Annotated in this window: 12 protein-coding genes, 3 tRNA genes, 1 riboswitch and 1 other annotated feature; of the genes, 14 read left to right on the top strand and 1 reads right to left on the bottom strand. The window is 35.4% G+C overall.

Features of this window, described 5'->3' with window-relative positions; all coding sequences use genetic code 11:
• The first annotated feature begins 12 nt into the window (after positions 1–12).
• Complete coding sequence (gene gyrA / locus HMPREF3239_RS11090; RefSeq protein ID WP_070855654.1) at positions 13–2,712, top strand: DNA gyrase subunit A; 2,700 nt, start codon at positions 13–15, stop codon at positions 2,710–2,712.
• A 97-nt stretch (positions 2,713–2,809) separates the two neighbouring features.
• Here the strand turns inward: gyrA and HMPREF3239_RS11085 are convergent, their stop codons facing one another.
• Positions 2,810–3,622, bottom strand: a complete 813-nt coding sequence (locus tag HMPREF3239_RS11085; RefSeq protein WP_053030330.1) for an NAD(P)H-hydrate dehydratase — start codon at positions 3,620–3,622, stop codon at positions 2,810–2,812.
• Positions 3,623–3,981: 359 nt separating this feature from the next.
• Positions 3,982–4,187 (top strand) — a binding site (T-box leader).
• Between the two features lie 86 nt (positions 4,188–4,273).
• Between HMPREF3239_RS11085 and serS the strand changes: the two genes are divergently transcribed.
• The 13 genes from serS (at position 4,274) to HMPREF3239_RS11020 (ending at position 17,059) form a co-directional block, all read left to right on the top strand.
• Positions 4,274–5,560, top strand: coding sequence for a serine--tRNA ligase (gene serS / locus HMPREF3239_RS11080; RefSeq protein WP_053030331.1), 1,287 nt, complete (start codon positions 4,274–4,276; stop codon positions 5,558–5,560).
• 494 nt (positions 5,561–6,054) lie between these two features.
• Positions 6,055–6,750, top strand: a complete 696-nt coding sequence (locus tag HMPREF3239_RS11075; RefSeq protein ID WP_053030332.1) for an AzlC family ABC transporter permease — start codon at positions 6,055–6,057, stop codon at positions 6,748–6,750.
• Positions 6,747–7,076 (top strand): AzlD domain-containing protein, encoded by a 330-nt coding sequence (locus HMPREF3239_RS11070; protein ID WP_053030333.1) that lies wholly within the window; start codon positions 6,747–6,749, stop codon positions 7,074–7,076. Before HMPREF3239_RS11075 ends, HMPREF3239_RS11070 begins: the two co-directional genes overlap by 4 nt.
• Before the next feature lie 100 nt (positions 7,077–7,176).
• Positions 7,177–7,278, top strand: a riboswitch (SAM riboswitch).
• Between the two features lie 69 nt (positions 7,279–7,347).
• Complete coding sequence (locus HMPREF3239_RS11065) at positions 7,348–8,316, top strand: homoserine O-acetyltransferase MetX (RefSeq protein WP_053030334.1); 969 nt, start codon at positions 7,348–7,350, stop codon at positions 8,314–8,316.
• 123 nt (positions 8,317–8,439) lie between these two features.
• On the top strand, positions 8,440–9,366 hold the full coding sequence (locus tag HMPREF3239_RS11060) for a YybS family protein (protein ID WP_244881434.1): 927 nt from the start codon (positions 8,440–8,442) through the stop codon (positions 9,364–9,366).
• Positions 9,367–9,393: 27 nt separating this feature from the next.
• Positions 9,394–11,361: a DHH family phosphoesterase gene (locus HMPREF3239_RS11055; RefSeq protein WP_053030336.1), complete on the top strand. Its 1,968-nt coding sequence runs from the start codon at positions 9,394–9,396 to the stop codon at positions 11,359–11,361.
• Positions 11,358–11,804 (top strand): 50S ribosomal protein L9, encoded by a 447-nt coding sequence (gene rplI, locus HMPREF3239_RS11050; RefSeq protein WP_016930923.1) that lies wholly within the window; start codon positions 11,358–11,360, stop codon positions 11,802–11,804. Before HMPREF3239_RS11055 ends, rplI begins: the two co-directional genes overlap by 4 nt.
• Before the next feature lie 371 nt (positions 11,805–12,175).
• Positions 12,176–13,570: a replicative DNA helicase gene (gene dnaB / locus HMPREF3239_RS11045; protein ID WP_053030337.1), complete on the top strand. Its 1,395-nt coding sequence runs from the start codon at positions 12,176–12,178 to the stop codon at positions 13,568–13,570.
• A gap of 278 nt (positions 13,571–13,848) precedes the next feature.
• Complete coding sequence (locus tag HMPREF3239_RS11040; RefSeq protein WP_070855653.1) at positions 13,849–15,132, top strand: adenylosuccinate synthase; 1,284 nt, start codon at positions 13,849–13,851, stop codon at positions 15,130–15,132.
• A gap of 559 nt (positions 15,133–15,691) precedes the next feature.
• Positions 15,692–16,585: a hypothetical protein gene (locus HMPREF3239_RS11035; RefSeq protein WP_053030339.1), complete on the top strand. Its 894-nt coding sequence runs from the start codon at positions 15,692–15,694 to the stop codon at positions 16,583–16,585.
• Positions 16,586–16,816: 231 nt separating this feature from the next.
• Positions 16,817–16,891, top strand: a tRNA-Glu gene (locus HMPREF3239_RS11030).
• A gap of 8 nt (positions 16,892–16,899) precedes the next feature.
• Positions 16,900–16,975 (top strand) — tRNA-Asp (locus tag HMPREF3239_RS11025).
• Between the two features lie 11 nt (positions 16,976–16,986).
• Positions 16,987–17,059: transfer RNA gene (locus tag HMPREF3239_RS11020), tRNA-Phe, on the top strand.
• Positions 17,060–17,101 lie beyond the last annotated feature (42 nt).

Raw genomic sequence — 17,101 nt, 5'->3', positions numbered from 1 at the left:
GAGGATATCTTGATGGCTGACTTACCTCAATCAAGAATAAATGAACGAAATATAACCAGCGAGATGCGCGAATCATTTTTAGACTATGCAATGAGCGTTATCGTTTCACGTGCGTTACCTGATGTACGTGATGGTTTAAAACCTGTACACCGTCGTATCTTATATGGCTTAAATGAACAAGGTATGACCCCTGATAAACCATATAAAAAATCAGCACGTATCGTTGGGGATGTAATGGGTAAATATCACCCTCACGGAGACTTATCAATTTATGATGCCATGGTTAGAATGGCACAAACATTCAGCTATCGCTATCCACTTGTTGATGGTCAAGGTAACTTCGGTTCAATGGACGGTGATGGTGCCGCTGCCATGCGTTATACTGAAGCGAAGATGACTAAAATTACATTAGAACTATTACGTGATATTAATAAAGATACGATTGATTTCTTAGATAACTATGATGGTACTGAAAGAGAGCCGGAAGTCTTACCTTCTCGTTTCCCTAACTTATTAGTGAACGGTGCATCAGGTATTGCTGTAGGTATGGCAACAAATATTCCTCCTCACAATTTAACTGAAGTCATCAACGGTGTTTTACATTTAAGTAAGAATCCAGATGTTACGATTGCAGAACTTATGGAAGATATTCAAGGCCCTGATTTTCCAACAGCTGGTTTAATCCTAGGCAAGAGTGGTATCCGACGCGCATATGAAACAGGACGTGGCTCCATTCAAATGCGTGCACGTGCAGAAATTGAAGAACGTGGTGGCGGTCGCCAACGTATCGTAGTGACTCAAATCCCATATCAAGTTAATAAAGCACGTATGATTGAAAAGATAGCAGAACTTGTTCGTGACAAGAAAATCGAAGGTATTACAGATTTACGTGATGAAACAAGTTTACGTACAGGTGTTAGAGTAGTTATTGATGTACGTAAAGATGCAAACGCCAATGTTATCTTGAACAATCTCTACAAACAAACACCATTACAAACGTCATTCGGTGTGAATATGATTGCACTGGTTAATGGACGTCCAAAATTAATCAATTTAAAACAAGCTTTAGTTGAATACTTAGAGCATCAAAAGACTGTCGTGCGCCGTCGTACAGAATATAACTTGAAAAAAGCGAAAGACCGTGCACATATCTTAGAAGGTTTACGCATTGCGTTAGATCATATTGACGAGATTATTACGACAATTCGTGAATCAGAAACAGATAAAGTCGCAATGGAAACATTACAATCGCGTTTTAAATTGTCTGAACGCCAAGCACAAGCAATTCTTGATATGCGTTTAAGACGTTTAACAGGTTTAGAACGAGATAAAATTGAAAATGAATATAACGAATTGCTCGGCTATATTTCTGAATTAGAAGCAATCTTAGCCGATGACGAAGTGTTACTTCAATTAGTTCGAGATGAATTAACAGACATCAAAGAACGTTTCGGTGACGAACGTCGTACAGAAATTCAATTAGGTGGTTTAGATGATCTCGAAGATGAAGATCTTATTCCAGAAGAACAAATTGTTATTACATTAAGTCATAATAACTATATTAAACGATTACCTGTTTCTACGTATCGTTCACAACACCGTGGAGGACGTGGTGTTCAAGGTATGAATACATTGGAAGAAGACTTCGTCAGCCAACTTGTTACGTTAAGTACGCATGACCATGTTTTATTCTTCACGAATAAAGGTCGTGTATACAAACTTAAAGGTTATGAAGTGCCAGAATTATCTCGACAATCTAAAGGTATTCCAGTCATCAATGCGATTGAATTGGATAATGATGAGACAATCAGTACTATGATTGCGGTTAGAGATCTCGAAGATGAAGATAGTTACTTAGTATTTGCAACTAAAAACGGTATTGTGAAACGTTCTGCGTTAAGCAATTTCTCACATATCAATAAGAATGGTAAAATTGCGATTGGTTTCAAAGAAGATGATGAATTAATTGCAGTCCGTCTTACAGATGGTCACCAAGACATCTTAATTGGTACATCTCACGCTTCATTAATCAGATTTGCAGAAACAAGTTTACGTCCATTAGGTCGAACTGCTGCAGGTGTAAGAGGTATCTCATTGCGTGAAGATGATGTTGTAGTAGGTCTAGATGTTGCCCATGCCGATAGTGAAGATGAAATTCTTGTTGTCACTGAAAATGGTTATGGTAAACGTACGCCAGTAAGTGAATATCGCTTATCAAACCGTGGCGGTAAAGGTATTAAGACTGCAAAGATTACAGAACGTAATGGTAACATCGTTTGTATCACAACAGTTACTGGTGAAGAAGATTTAATGATTGTTACCAATAGTGGTGTGATTATTCGTTTAGAAGTAGAAGATATTTCTCAAAATGGTCGTGCAACACAAGGTGTACGCTTAATGAAACTAGGTGAAGATCAATTTGTTTCAACGGTTGCTAAAGTCATTGATAAAACAGAAGATGAAGATGCAACTGAAGCAGCACAAGTTGAAGATGGTGAAACAAATGCAGAAAGTACAGAAAGCCCTAGCGAAGAAGTTGTAGATGATGATACACCAGGTAATGCACTCCATACGGAAGCGGATGAAGATACGGAAACAGTAGCTGAGGATAATGCAACAGATGAACGTATTGAAGTTAGACAAGATTTTATGGATCGTGTGAATGAAGACATTGATAATGCATCTAACGATGATGAAGACGACGAGAATTAAAGGCTAATCTATAGTGATCAGCGATAATAGAATATATTCATTAAATAAAAATAAGACTTCCCTTTCACTAGGGAAGTCTTATTTTTATTTAATTCAATTAGTTTTCTAACTCTTTCATTACATATGGGATTTCACTAATTAAACGTGAAGGTGGCACAACGTACATGGATTCAGATAATTTCTCTCCAATATAACTGTGTGTATATGTTGCGCTTGTAATTGCATCTCTAAAATCATCAAACTGGCCAACAAAGCTAGTAATCATTCCAGCTAATGTGTCGCCCATACCACCAGTTGCCATTGCTGGCGTACCAATTGTCAGTCTATATTCCTTATCTTTGAAGAATATTTCAGTACCGTGTTTCTTCAGTACAACAGCAGCACCTAACTTATCAACAGCTTCTCTATTACGTTCGTAAGTTTGTTCTTCAATAGGGATACCACTTAAACGTTCCCATTCTTTTTGATGTGGTGTAAAGATAACACGGCAAGTTGGAATATCAGGTTTTAATTTACTAAATATTGTAATCGCATCACCATCAACAATTAAATTTTGGTGTGGTTGAATATTTTGTAGTAAAAACGTAATTGCGTTATTACCTTTGAAATCAACACCTAACCCTGGTCCAATTAAAATGCTATCAGTGTTTTCAATCATTTTCGTTAACATTTTAGTGTCGTTAATATCGATTACCATTGCCTCTGGACAACGTGAATGGAGTGCCGCATGGTTTGTAGGATGTGTAGCTACTGTAATTAACCCACTTCCACTATAAACACATGCACGCGCAGCTAACATGATTGCGCCTCCTAAATTGGCACTTCCACCTATCAGTAGAATCTTTCCATAGTCACCTTTATGTGTCTCTTCTTTTCTCTTCGGAATATTAACAGTTGTTAATGTTTCCATAAATTAAACCCTCCCTTGAAGACGTTGTGAACGTATAATGCTAGAAAAATGTGTGTACCGCCAATACTGTATATAACTCAAATTTCAAGTGACAATGAAATGCGTAGCGATAGCATCCATAATGACCTAGGTGATTGAGTTCTAAATTGGATTGTTTGTCTATACCTTTTTTAAATACAATAGAAAATATTATACCTGTGAAAGACTTTCGTCAACACTATTATGAAGAATATTTAATTATACGTATCATAAGGTCCCTACATGGCTTTATAGAGGGCGTATACAATAAGATAAATATAATATTATTTAGCATTTACTTGCTAATTATAGAGGAGTTTGCTATATTAAAAATAACTTAATAAGTTATTGTTCGTGGGACAAGTAACATAATCAATTAATTTCAGAGAGCTTGTGTTGAGTGTGAACAAGTAATTGATGATTATGCGAATCTACCTACAATTGTGAACAACCGGTAATAACCGTTATTTTAAGGAAAGTGCAATTTGATACATCTATTGTGTCAAATTGTTAAATAGGGTGGCAACGCGTAGACCACGTCCCTTGTAAAGGGGATGTGGTCTTTTTTTATTGAGCAAGACGCATGTTATCCAAAATAAAAATTTTCAAAAAATTGGGAAGGATGAATGTTACATGTTAGACATTAGACTATTCAGAGAAGAAGCTGACAAAGTTAAGAGCAAAATTGAATTACGTGGAGATGATCCTAAAGTTGTTGACGAGGTATTAGAATTAGATAATGAACGCCGTCAATTAATTGGTAAGACTGAAGAAATGAAAGCACGTCGTAACAAAGTAAGTGAAGAAATCGCTGAAAAGAAACGTAATAAAGAAAATGCAGACGACGTTATTAAAGAAATGCGTGAACTTGGTGACGAAATCAAAGAAAACGACGCTAAACTTAATGAAGTGGATAATAAAGTTAGAGATATCTTAATTCGTATTCCTAACCTAATTGCTGAAGATGTACCACAAGGGGATTCTGATGAAGAAAATGTTGAAGTTAAAAAATGGGGTACACCTCGTGAGTTTGACTTCGAACCTAAAGCACACTGGGACTTAGTTGAAGAATTAAAAATGGCAGACTTTGAACGTGCTGCAAAAATTTCAGGTGCGCGTTTCGTATACTTAACTAAAGATGGTGCATTATTAGAACGTGCATTAATGAACTACATGCTTACAAAACATACAACACAACATGGTTACACTGAAATGATGACACCTCAATTAGTTAACGCAGATACAATGTTTGGTACTGGTCAGTTACCTAAATTTGAAGAAGACTTATTCAAAGTTGAAAAAGAAGGTCTATACACAATCCCAACTGCAGAAGTACCATTAACAAACTTCTACAGAGACGAAATTATTCCACCAGGCGTACTACCTGAAAAATTCACTGCTCAAACTGCTTGTTTCCGTAGTGAAGCTGGATCAGCAGGTAGAGATACAAGAGGTTTAATCCGTTTACACCAATTCGACAAAGTTGAAATGGTACGTATCGAAAAACCAGAAGATTCTTGGGATGCATTAGAAGATATGACACAAAATGCGGAAGCAATTCTTGAAGAATTAGGTTTACCTTACCGTCGTGTTATCTTATGTACTGGCGATATTGGTTTCAGTGCAAGTAAAACATATGACTTAGAAGTTTGGTTACCAAGTTATGACAACTATAAAGAAATCAGTTCTTGCTCAAACTGTACTGATTTCCAAGCGCGTCGTGCTAACATCCGCTTCAAACGTGATGCGGCTTCTAAACCAGAATTAGCACATACATTAAATGGTAGTGGTCTTGCAGTAGGTCGTACATTTGCAGCAATCGTTGAAAACTACCAAAATGCAGATGGCTCAATTACAATTCCTGAAGCATTAGTACCATTCATGGGTGGTAAAACTGAAATCCGTCCAGTTAACGACTAATTCAATTATTAGTTAGCTTATAACGTTAATTTATAGAGTTCAGAATAAGCGTAGTGCAAACTCGCAGTAGCTAACTGAGCTGAGAAGGTGTTTATATAACACTTTTTCAGCTCTCTTTTTATGGTGTTAAACCAATATGAATGTCATAAACAAAGTGAATTGGTGGTAGGAATGCTTCAATGAAACTACATTGAATTGTGGTCTATGATGTCTTAAATATACAATCAATCATGCTAAAAAATTCACTTTTTCTTAATAAAGTGATGAAGTAAAAAGAGTGGATTTAGACTGCTTTCAGATCTGTAATATACGCTTTGTTGTCAAAAATAGACATATTAAATACCCCTTTAAATCAGTAGTTCTAAGTAGTCTGTTAGTCTAACATCACACAACCCTATGTCTAACGTTGTTGCCACTCTAGCATCCGTATATTAGACTGAAATTATTAATAAAATACTGTTCTAAAATATTAAGTATAAAGGGAGGTTACAAAGATGACATCACATGTGACGTTTAAGCAAGGCGTTAAAGAATGTATACCTACTTTGTTAGGATACGTTGGGATTGGTTTATCGTTTGGCATTGTAGCTGCGTCACAACATTTTAGTATCATTGAAATACTATTATTATGTTTACTTGTCTATGCTGGCGCAGCACAATTTATTATTTGTGCACTCGTTGCTACAGGCACACCGATTTCTGCTATTGTTCTTACAACATTGATTGTCAATTCACGTTTCTTCCTATTATCAATGACGTTAGCACCCAATTATAAAGACTATGGTATTTGGAATCGTCTAGGTCTGTCTTCAATTTTGACAGATGAAACATTTGGCGTCGCTATCACACCGCATTTAAAAGGGGAGAAGATAAACGATCGGTGGTTACATGGCTTAAATTTAACCGCATATACATTTTGGGCACTAGCTAGTATTGTTGGTGCGTTACTTGGTAAATATATCTCTAATCCAGACATGCTAGGTCTCGATTTTGCGATTACAGCAATGTTTATCTTTTTAACCATGGCACAATTTGAGTCAATTACATCATCTAAACTACGCATATACATTGTACTTATCGTATTTGTTATCGTGATGATGCTTAGCTTAAGTTGGTTTATGCCTTCATACGTTGCAATTCTGATTGCATCGATGCTAGCAGCAACATTAGGGGTGGTGATGGATAAATGACAACATCTTGGCATATGTTTATCTTAATCGTGTTATGTGGACTTGTAACGTTAATCATTCGAGTAGTTCCATTCTTAATGATTTCACGTATTCAACTCTCGGAAACGGTGATTAAATGGCTATCGTTTATTCCAATTACATTATTTACAGCACTGATATTAGATGGCATTATCGTACAACAGGAAGGTGTAGCAGGATACACCCTTAATATTCCGTTTATTCTTGTGACGATTCCAACGGTGTTTATCGCACTTTTCACGCGTAGTCTGACTACAACTATTTTAGTAGGTATTGTGCTGATTGCAGGTCTACGTTTTTTCTTTTAGAAAAGGCAGAACCCAATAGCTAACGATTGAAGTTAGCTATACAATTAGATACAATAAATTCAAATTACAATTTGAATAAGTAAATGAATAGAGATAATAGAACTTATTAAGAGAAGTGGAGGGACACGGCCCTAAGAAACTTCAGCAACCGGCGATGCATACGCACGGTGCTACGACCAACGAGATACTCGAATGATAAGTAATAGAGACGAATCGCCTCATACTTTGAAGAGTATAGGCGATTTTTTTAGTATTCAAAGGAGGTAACCGCATGACCAATTACACGGTAGAAACATTAAATTTAGGACCTTTTACAACTGAATCAGGCGAAATGATTAAAAACTTACAATTGCGTTATGAACATGTGGGCTATGCGGGGCAACCACTTGTTGTGGTCTGCCATGCGCTAACTGGTAATCATTTAACATATGGCACAGATGATGCGCCTGGTTGGTGGCGTGAAATCATAGATGGCGGTTATATGCCGATTTATGATTATCAATTTCTTACGTTCAATGTCATCGGTAGCCCCTTTGGTTCAAGTTCTCCTTTAACTGATCCTAATTTTCCGGAGCATTTAACGTTGAGGGATATTGTGAAAGCAATTGAAATGGGGATTCAAGCGCTTGGTTTCAACAAGATTAATATTTTAATTGGTGGTAGTTTAGGTGGAATGCAAGTTATGGAACTGCTCTACAACCATCAATTTCAAGTGGATAAGGCGGTTATTCTAGCGGCTACGGATAAGACGTCATCGTATAGTCGTGCGTTCAACGAAATTGCACGTGAGGCGATTCATCTTGGTGGCAAAGAAGGCCTTAGTATTGCCCGACAATTAGGATTTCTAACGTATCGGTCATCTAAAAGTTATGATCAACGCTTTTCACCCGACGAAGTTGTAAGCTATCAACGACATCAAGGTAATAAATTTAAAGAAACTTATGATTTATCCTGCTATTTAACAATGTTAAATGTATTAGATAGTCATAATGTTGACCGTGGACGTACAAATGTGGATGACGTTTATCAATCATTAGATACAAAGGTTTTAACTATGGGCTTCACGGATGATTTATTATATCCAGATGATCAAGTGAGAGCAGTAGGGGAGCGTTTTAAATATCATCGCCATTTCTTCGTTCCAGATAATGTAGGTCATGATGGCTTTTTATTAAATTTCAATGACTGGGCACCGAACTTATATCATTTTCTTAAAGTAACGAACTTCAAACGAAAATAGATGAAGCGGGTAAGTTAGAATATAGAAGAAAACACGCAATGATGGAATCGTATATTACTCAATCTTCACAATTTGTTTTAATTTTGCTTAGAGGTTAAAATAGAGGTTATAGTCAAAAAAAGTATAGGAGTGGCGAATGTGTTTTCAAAAGTACATCCTAAAGCAACAATTATAGGAACAATTGCACTTGTTATGGTTGCTTTAGTTACGTATGTATTACCAATACTAGGGCTGATTCTATGTTTATTCGCTACGATTCCAGGCATTATTTTATGGAATAAATCTATTCCATCATTTGGAATTGGAGCGCTAATCACAGTTATTCTTGCCACATTATTGGGTAATACATTTGTATTAAGTGCCATGATTTTAGTTTTAATACTTAGCTTTATTATTGGCCAATTATTGAAAGAACGTGCCTCTAAAGAACGCATCTTATTTATAGCTACAACATATTTAAGTATATTTACTTTAGTCGCATTTATGCTATTACAAACGTTTAAAAAGATACCTAGCGCTACGACATTAATTAAGCCTTTCAAAGATGCAATGCACAATGCGGTTGTAACGACAGGCGTAGAATCAGATTATAAAACGATTCTAGAAGAATGGTTCCGTCAAATGGCAGTCCAGCTTCCAAGTTTTATAATCGTTATAGTCTTTATTTTAGTCTTAATTAACTTAATTATTACATTTCCAATTCTTCGTAAATTTAAAGTAGCTACACCAATTTTTAAACCATTATTTGCTTGGCAACTTAATCGTTCATTACTTTGGGTTTATATGGTTGTTTTATTATGCGTAATGTTCGCAACAGGGCCAAGTACTTTCCAAAGCATCGTATTAAATTTCGAAGTTGTGTTATCATTACTGATGTATATCCAAGGATTGAGTTTAATTCATTTCTTTGGTAAAGCAAAACGTATTCCAAATGTTGTAACGATATTGCTGATGGTTGTGGGGACAATTATTACACCAGCAACACATATCATTGCATTACTTGGTGTACTTGATTTAGGAATTAATTTAAAACGAATGATTAAAAAATGACTTTAAAAAGTGAATAGAGGTGGAATAATGAACCGTCAATCCACTAAGAAGGCATTACTCATACCATTTATTTTAATGGTACTTACTTCAATTGCACTTGTCGTAGTATGGTTTATCTTTAAACCATTAGTCGCGACTATTGCAGCAGCTATTTTAGTCGTGATGATTATTATTGGCATTGTATTAGTAAGACAGGCCTTGTTGAAAATGGATAATTATGTGGATAATTTAAGTGGTCATATCTCGGCTGGAAGCAATAGGGCAATTAAACGATTGCCAATTGGCATGGTCGTTCTTGATGCTGATGATCATATTGAATGGATTAACCAGTACATGTCTGAACACTTAGAAACGAATGTCATCTCAGAACCAGTCAATGAAGTTTTTCCGAATATTTTAAAGCAGTTGGAAAAGGTACAGGAAGTCGAAATCGAACATGGCCAATATCATTACCATGTACGTCATTCTGAAGAGGAAAATTGTCTATATTTCTTTGATATCACAGATGAAGTGCATACCAATGAACTATATGAAGAATCAAAACCGATTATTGCAACATTATTCTTAGATAACTATGATGAAATCACGCAAAATATGAACGACACACAACGTTCTGAAATCAACTCAATGGTAACACGAGTGATTAGTCGTTGGGCATCAGAATATAATATTTTCTTCAAACGTTATAATTCTGACCAGTTCGTTGCGTATTTAAATCAAAAAATATTAGCCGAAGTTGAAGAATCGAACTTTGAAATTCTTAGCCAACTACGCGAAAAAAGTGTTGGTTACCGTGCCCAATTAACATTGAGTATCGGTGTCGGTGAAGGTACTGAGAACTTAATTGATCTTGGTGAGTTATCACAATCTGGTTTAGATTTAGCATTAGGTCGCGGTGGTGACCAAGTAGCAATTAAAAATATGAACGGAAATGTACGATTCTATGGCGGTAAGACTGACCCGATGGAAAAACGTACGCGTGTAAGAGCGCGTGTTATTTCTCATGCATTAAAGGATATCTTAACCGAAGGCGACAAAGTAATTATTATGGGACACAAACGTCCCGATTTAGATGCGATTGGTGCAGCGATAGGTGTATCAAGATTCGCATTAATGAATAACTTAGAAGCCTACGTAGTCTTGAATGAGGAAGATATTGATCCAACATTACGTCGTGTAATGGATGAAATCGATAAGAAACCAGAATTGAAAGAGCGATTCGTCACATCAGATGAAGCTTGGGATATGATGACATCTAAATCTACGATCGTCGTTGTGGATACACATAAACCAGAGATGGTATTAGATGAGAACATTTTAAATAAAGCTAACCGTAAAGTGGTCATTGACCATCATAGACGAGGAGAAAGCTTTATTTCTAACCCGTTATTAGTTTATATGGAACCTTACGCAAGTTCGACAGCAGAACTTGTGACAGAGTTATTAGAATATCAACCAACTGAACAACGTTTAACACGTTTAGAATCTACAGTCATGTATGCAGGTATTATCGTTGATACACGTAACTTCACATTACGTACAGGTTCTAGAACGTTTGACGCTGCAAGCTATTTACGTGCTCACGGCGCAGATACGATATTAACACAACATTTCTTAAAAGATGATGTCGATACGTATATTAATCGTTCAGAGCTTATTCGAACAGTTGAAGTTCAAGATAATGGTATAGCGATAGCACATGGTTCTAACGAAAAAATTTATCATCCTGTTACAGTTGCACAAGCTGCGGATGAGTTGTTAAGTTTAGAAGGTATAGAAGCTTCTTATGTTGTGGCTAAACGTGAAGATAACTTAATAGGTATCTCAGCACGTTCATTAGGCTCTATTAATGTTCAATTAACGATGGAAGCATTAGGTGGCGGCGGTCACTTAACGAACGCTGCAACGCAATTGAAAGGATTATCAATTGAAGAAGCGATTGAACAATTACAACAAGCAATTACAGAACAAATGAGTAGGAGTGAAGACGCATGAAAGTAATTTTCACACAAGACGTTAAAGGTAAAGGTAAAAAAGGCGAAATTAAAGATGTACCAGTAGGTTATGCTAATAACTTTTTAATTAAAAATAACTATGCTGTTGAAGCAACTCCAGGTAATTTAAAACAATTAGAACAACAAAATAAACGTGCTGAAGCGGACAGACAAAAAGAAATCGATGACGCTAAAGCATTAAAAGCTAAATTAGAAGAAATCGAAGTTGAAGTAAGTGCTAAAACTGGTGAAGGTGGCAAATTGTTTGGTTCTGTAAGTACAAAACAAATTGCTGAAGCACTTAAAACACAACATGATATTAAAATTGATAAACGTAAAATGGATTTACCTCAAGGTATCCATGCATTAGGTTATACAAATGTACCTGTTAAATTAGATAAAGAAGTTGAAGGTACTATTCGTGTTCATACAGTAGAAAAGTAAGTTTTCCTTTCCTAGCGGAAAGAAATTTTGTTGGTTGGCTTTTAACTACGCTTATGTTGATACGCTTTCCTAGGGTACAGTCTTAGCCAGAATTACCTCACAGATAAATCTGTGGGTAATTCTAAGGTCTTCAACTTGTACTGTTCCCTCGGGAGTCTTTCAACTACGCTTCGTTATCCAACCACAAAATTTCTCTTTTTCTAAAAAGAATTTACTATTTTATCTTAAGTGGAATTCTTCAAAATCGTAATTTTAAAAATAAAGTTATTATTTAACTTGAAAAAGTAAAACAAGAATTAAAATTTAATTGAACAATGTTGCACTGCGTTTGAGAAACTATAGATGGATTAGATTTAGAGGTGTATGAATCAATGGATAATATGTATGAGCAAAAACAAATGCCACATAACAATGAAGCTGAACAATCTGTCTTAGGTGCAATTATTTTAGATCCACAATTGATTAATTCGACTCAGGAAGTGCTTCTTCCTGAGTCCTTTTATAGAGGTGCCCACCAACACATCTTCAGAGCGATGATGAATCTGAATGAAGATGGTGATGAAATTGATGTCGTAACGTTAATGGATCAATTAACTAAAGAAGGTACATTAAGTGAGGCTGGTGGTCCTCAATATTTAGCGGAACTCTCAAATAATGTACCAACGACACGTAATATTCAGTACTACACAAATATCGTTTCAAATCATGCATTGAAGCGCAGATTAATTCAAACTGCGGATAGCATTGCGAATGATGGTTATGATAATGAACTCGAATTAGATGCGATTTTAAGTGATGCAGAGCGACGCATTCTTGAACTATCATCTAATCGACAAAGTGATGGATTTAAGGATATTAGAGATGTATTAGGGCAAGTTTATGAAACAGCTGAAGAACTCGATCAAAATAGTGGTCAAACACCGGGTATCCCTACCGGATATCGCGATTTAGATCAAATGACAGCTGGGTTCAACCGAAATGATTTAATTATTTTAGCAGCCCGTCCTTCAGTAGGTAAGACTGCCTTCGCTCTTAATATTGCGCAAAAGGTAGCGACACATGAAGGTAATTATACTGTTGGTATTTTCTCACTCGAGATGGGGGCAGACCAATTAGCAACACGTATGATTTGTAGTTCTGGTAATGTGGACTCTAACCGATTACGTACAGGTACGATGACAGAAGAAGACTGGAATCGATTTACAATTGCAGTAGGTAAATTATCACGTACCAAAATTTTTATCGATGATACACCTGGTATTCGAATTACAGACTTACGTTCTAAATGCCGTCGTTTAAAACAAGAGCACGGTTTAGATATGATTGTGATTGACTACTTACAGTTAATTCAAGGTAGTGGTTCTCGTGCTTCTGATAACAGACAACAAGAAGTATCTGAGATTTCACGTACATTAAAAGCGATTGCGCGTGAATTAGAATGTCCTGTTATCGCACTAAGCCAGTTATCTCGTGGTGTGGAACAACGTCAAGATAAACGACCAATGATGAGTGATATTCGTGAATCTGGTTCTATCGAGCAAGATGCTGATATCGTTGCCTTCTTATATCGAGATGATTATTATAATCGTGGCGAGGGTGAGGATGATGACGCAGGTTTCGAACCACAATCAAATGATGAAAATGGCGAAATTGAAATCATTATCGCTAAACAACGTAATGGTCCGACAGGGACTGTGAAGCTACACTTTATGAAACAATATAATAAATTTACAGACATTGATTATGCACATGCAGACATGTCATAAAAATATTTTTGCCGTACATTTAAAGATATGGAAACTTAAATGTACGGTTTTTATTTTGTTTTGGCAATGATTTTTAAGCCTAAGTATGTATAATGATTTTTGATAAAAAGAACTTTAATACGCTAAATATCAACGTTTTAAAAGATTTATTGAATAGAATAATATTTAAGTAATGATGTGATATGTCTTAAATTTAATGTTCGATTTTTATTTGCATTATAAGGTTCGTATTGATAGAATACTTAATGGTTAATTGAGAAAACTTTGGAGGTGCTCACATGTCATCAATCGTAGTTGTTGGGACACAATGGGGAGACGAAGGTAAAGGTAAAATTACAGATTTCTTAGCGGAACAAGCAGATGTTATTGCGCGCTTTTCAGGAGGTAATAACGCAGGTCATACGATTCAATTTGGTGGAGAAACTTATAAGTTACATTTAGTACCATCAGGCATTTTTTACAAAGATAAATTAGCAGTGATTGGTAACGGCGTTGTTGTAGATCCAGTTGCATTATTAAAAGAGTTAGACGCTTTAAATGAACGTGGTGTATCTACTTCAAACTTACGTATTTCTAACCGTGCGCAAGTCATTCTTCCATATCACTTAGCACAAGATGAATATGAAGAACGTCGTCGTGGCGATAATAAAATCGGTACGACTAAAAAAGGTATCGGACCAGCTTATGTTGATAAAGCACAACGTATTGGTATCCGCATGGCTGATTTATTAGAAAAAGAAACATTCGAAAGACGTTTAAAAGAAAACATTGAAGTTAAAAATGCATATTTCAAAGGTATGTTTAATGAAACTTGCCCACGTTTCGATGAAATCTTTGATGAATACTATGCTGCAGGTCAACGTCTAAAAGAATTTGTTACGGATACTTCTAAAATTTTAGACGATGCATTTGTAGCTGAAGAAAAAGTTTTATTTGAAGGTGCACAAGGTGTCATGTTAGATATTGACCACGGTACATATCCTTTCGTAACTTCAAGTAACCCTGTTGCAGGTAACGTAACAGTTGGTACAGGTGTAGGCCCAACTTTCGTATCTAAAGTGATTGGTGTATGTAAAGCATATACTTCTCGTGTAGGTGACGGTCCATTCCCTACAGAATTATTTGATGAAGATGGACATCATATTAGAGAGGTTGGTCGTGAATACGGTACAACAACAGGACGTCCACGTCGTGTAGGTTGGTTTGACTCAGTTGTCTTACGTCACTCTCGTCGTGTTAGCGGTATTACAGACTTATCAATTAACTCTATCGACGTGCTTACAGGTCTTGATACAGTGAAGATTTGTACTGCATATGAATTAGATGGAGAAGAAATTACAGAATATCCAGCTAACCTTGATCAATTACGCCGTTGTAAACCAATCTTTGAAGAATTACCAGGATGGAAAGAAGATATCACTGGTTGCCGTGCATTGGAAGAATTACCAGACAATGCACGTAAATACTTAGAACGCATTTCTGAATTATGTAATGTACGTATTTCAATCTTCTCAGTAGGTCCAGACCGTGATCAAACAAATTTATTAGAACAATTATGGTAGAAAAAGGTGTGAAGAAAAGCGGTTAGGTCGCGAGCAATAACGAGCTATGAGCGAAAATCGTTCTGTGATTTAAGCGATTAGCGTATTATTGTCGAACGACCTGCTTTTCGTAGCCCGTCTATCAAAAGGTGTGGAAGTGAGCGTTTAGGTTTTGAGCAGAATCGAAAAGTGAGCAAAACTGTTTCTCAAGTTTTGTCGAGCTTTTGAGAATTTCTGCCGAAAAACCTGCTCACTGAAACCCGTGAAAAAGGTGTGGAAGTGAGCAATACACTCGTTTTCGCATCTTTAATTAAGAAACAAAGTAATGTTTAGGTTTTGTATTAATTATAAAAGAAAAATGATAAAAGGAATCAAAAATATTTTTGATTCCTTTTATCATTTAAATAGACAATAAATAGACACTATGTTATAATGGTATAGTTAATATACTATTAACCAGTTTATAGCACACTGTCTATTTATTATATGTAGTATTTTTTCGACAAAATCAATATTACATCATATAAATCGAAAAGTAAAGACATATTTTGCAGCTAAATAAATATTAAAGGAAGATTTTATGAAAATCGAACAAGCTGTGTATATCAAAGAAAGTACTAAAGAAACAATTGATGTAGAAAAAATTAAGAATCACCCAAATTTCAGTATCATAATAGAAAATTTATATTGTCCCACGCCAGGATGCAATTGTAACTTAACTTATGTAAATGGGGCTAAACCATATCTTAGAACATATAAAAAGCATAATCATATAGAAGAATGTCCATACTCTTTTAGTAGAAGTCGTAAAGTAAGTAATGAAAGAGGTAAAGAATATATTGAAAATGGTTTAACTTCTAGAGATAAAAGAAGTAAGATTCAGTATGCTATGAATAAATATTTAGCTCCTAAGAATAAAGGTAATAAAGAAAAGACTAAAAACTCATCTATTAGCAAGAAAAGAGAAAAAACAAATGAAGATAAAAATACTACTGTTGCCATTATATCAAACCCCAATAAAACTCCAAACACTGGATTGAAAGGTAGTAGAATTCCAACAAAAGCTTTAAGTATTAATGAAATAAATGATAATAATATCAATGAAACAATAAATGTTTTTGGAAAAGTTAGAGATATTAGTTATGATATTAAAACTCATTTTATATTAACATTTGAAAATGGTGAAAATTTTGATGTGATTTTTCCAGAATCATATTCTATTTCCTCAAGAAATAGAAAAAATTTAGAACAATCATTTAATGGTATATCTAATTTAATGAACAATGGTAATGATATATATTGTTGTATTATTACTTATCTTGAAAAAATAGAAGGAAGATATAAACTTTCAGTAATCGACGTGGATAATTTGTTATTCACTACAAGATTTGATACTGATAAATTTATATCGCCTTTAAACCCTATGGAATTAATGGTAAGAGTTTCTAGGAAACAAATTAGAAAAACTCACTAATTAAATACTATTATCAACTTTCAAATAGGCATTGATTCGTTCAGTGCCTATTTTTTATACAAATATGAGTGTAAAAAGATTATAAAATGGTACATATTTTATCTTAAAATCCTTGTTACAATAATGCTTTTCTAAAAATTAAGGGATTTATAAAAAAATATTAAAATTATGTAAAAAATGTCTTGTCTTCAAAATAAAGCCTGTGTTATAATCTATCTTGTGCTTAAGAACGGCTCCTTGGTCAAGCGGTTAAGACACCGCCCTTTCACGGCGGTAACACGGGTTCGAGTCCCGTAGGAGTCACCATTTTTTTAGGTCTCGTAGTGTAGCGGTTAACACGCCTGCCTGTCACGCAGGAGATCGCGGGTTCGATTCCCGTCGAGACCGCCATTACAAATTATGGTTCAGTAGCTCAGTTGGTAGAGCAATGGATTGAAGCTCCATGTGTCGGCAGTTCGACTCTGTCCTGAACCATTTCACTATGCCGGCCTAGCTCAATTGGTAGAGCAACTGACT

It is taken from the genome of Staphylococcus sp. HMSC34C02 (assembly GCF_001838705.1).
GTDB lineage: Bacteria > Bacillota > Bacilli > Staphylococcales > Staphylococcaceae > Staphylococcus > Staphylococcus borealis.
This window is presented reverse-complemented; position numbering and strand designations above follow the sequence as displayed.

Bases quoted from the DNA above. Each gene is read 5' to 3' on its own strand.
- gyrA (WP_070855654.1), top strand. From the start codon at position 13: ATGGCTGACTTACCTCAATCAAGAATAAATGAACGAAATATAACCAGC.
- HMPREF3239_RS11085 (WP_053030330.1), bottom strand. From the start codon at position 3,622: ATGGAAACATTAACAACTGTTAATATTCCGAAGAGAAAAGAAGAGACA.
- serS (WP_053030331.1), top strand. From the start codon at position 4,274: ATGTTAGACATTAGACTATTCAGAGAAGAAGCTGACAAAGTTAAGAGC.
- HMPREF3239_RS11075 (WP_053030332.1), top strand. From the start codon at position 6,055: ATGACATCACATGTGACGTTTAAGCAAGGCGTTAAAGAATGTATACCT.
- HMPREF3239_RS11070 (WP_053030333.1), top strand. From the start codon at position 6,747: ATGACAACATCTTGGCATATGTTTATCTTAATCGTGTTATGTGGACTT.
- HMPREF3239_RS11065 (WP_053030334.1), top strand. From the start codon at position 7,348: ATGACCAATTACACGGTAGAAACATTAAATTTAGGACCTTTTACAACT.
- HMPREF3239_RS11055 (WP_053030336.1), top strand. From the start codon at position 9,394: ATGAACCGTCAATCCACTAAGAAGGCATTACTCATACCATTTATTTTA.
- rplI (WP_016930923.1), top strand. From the start codon at position 11,358: ATGAAAGTAATTTTCACACAAGACGTTAAAGGTAAAGGTAAAAAAGGC.
- dnaB (WP_053030337.1), top strand. From the start codon at position 12,176: ATGGATAATATGTATGAGCAAAAACAAATGCCACATAACAATGAAGCT.
- HMPREF3239_RS11040 (WP_070855653.1), top strand. From the start codon at position 13,849: ATGTCATCAATCGTAGTTGTTGGGACACAATGGGGAGACGAAGGTAAA.
- HMPREF3239_RS11035 (WP_053030339.1), top strand. From the start codon at position 15,692: ATGAAAATCGAACAAGCTGTGTATATCAAAGAAAGTACTAAAGAAACA.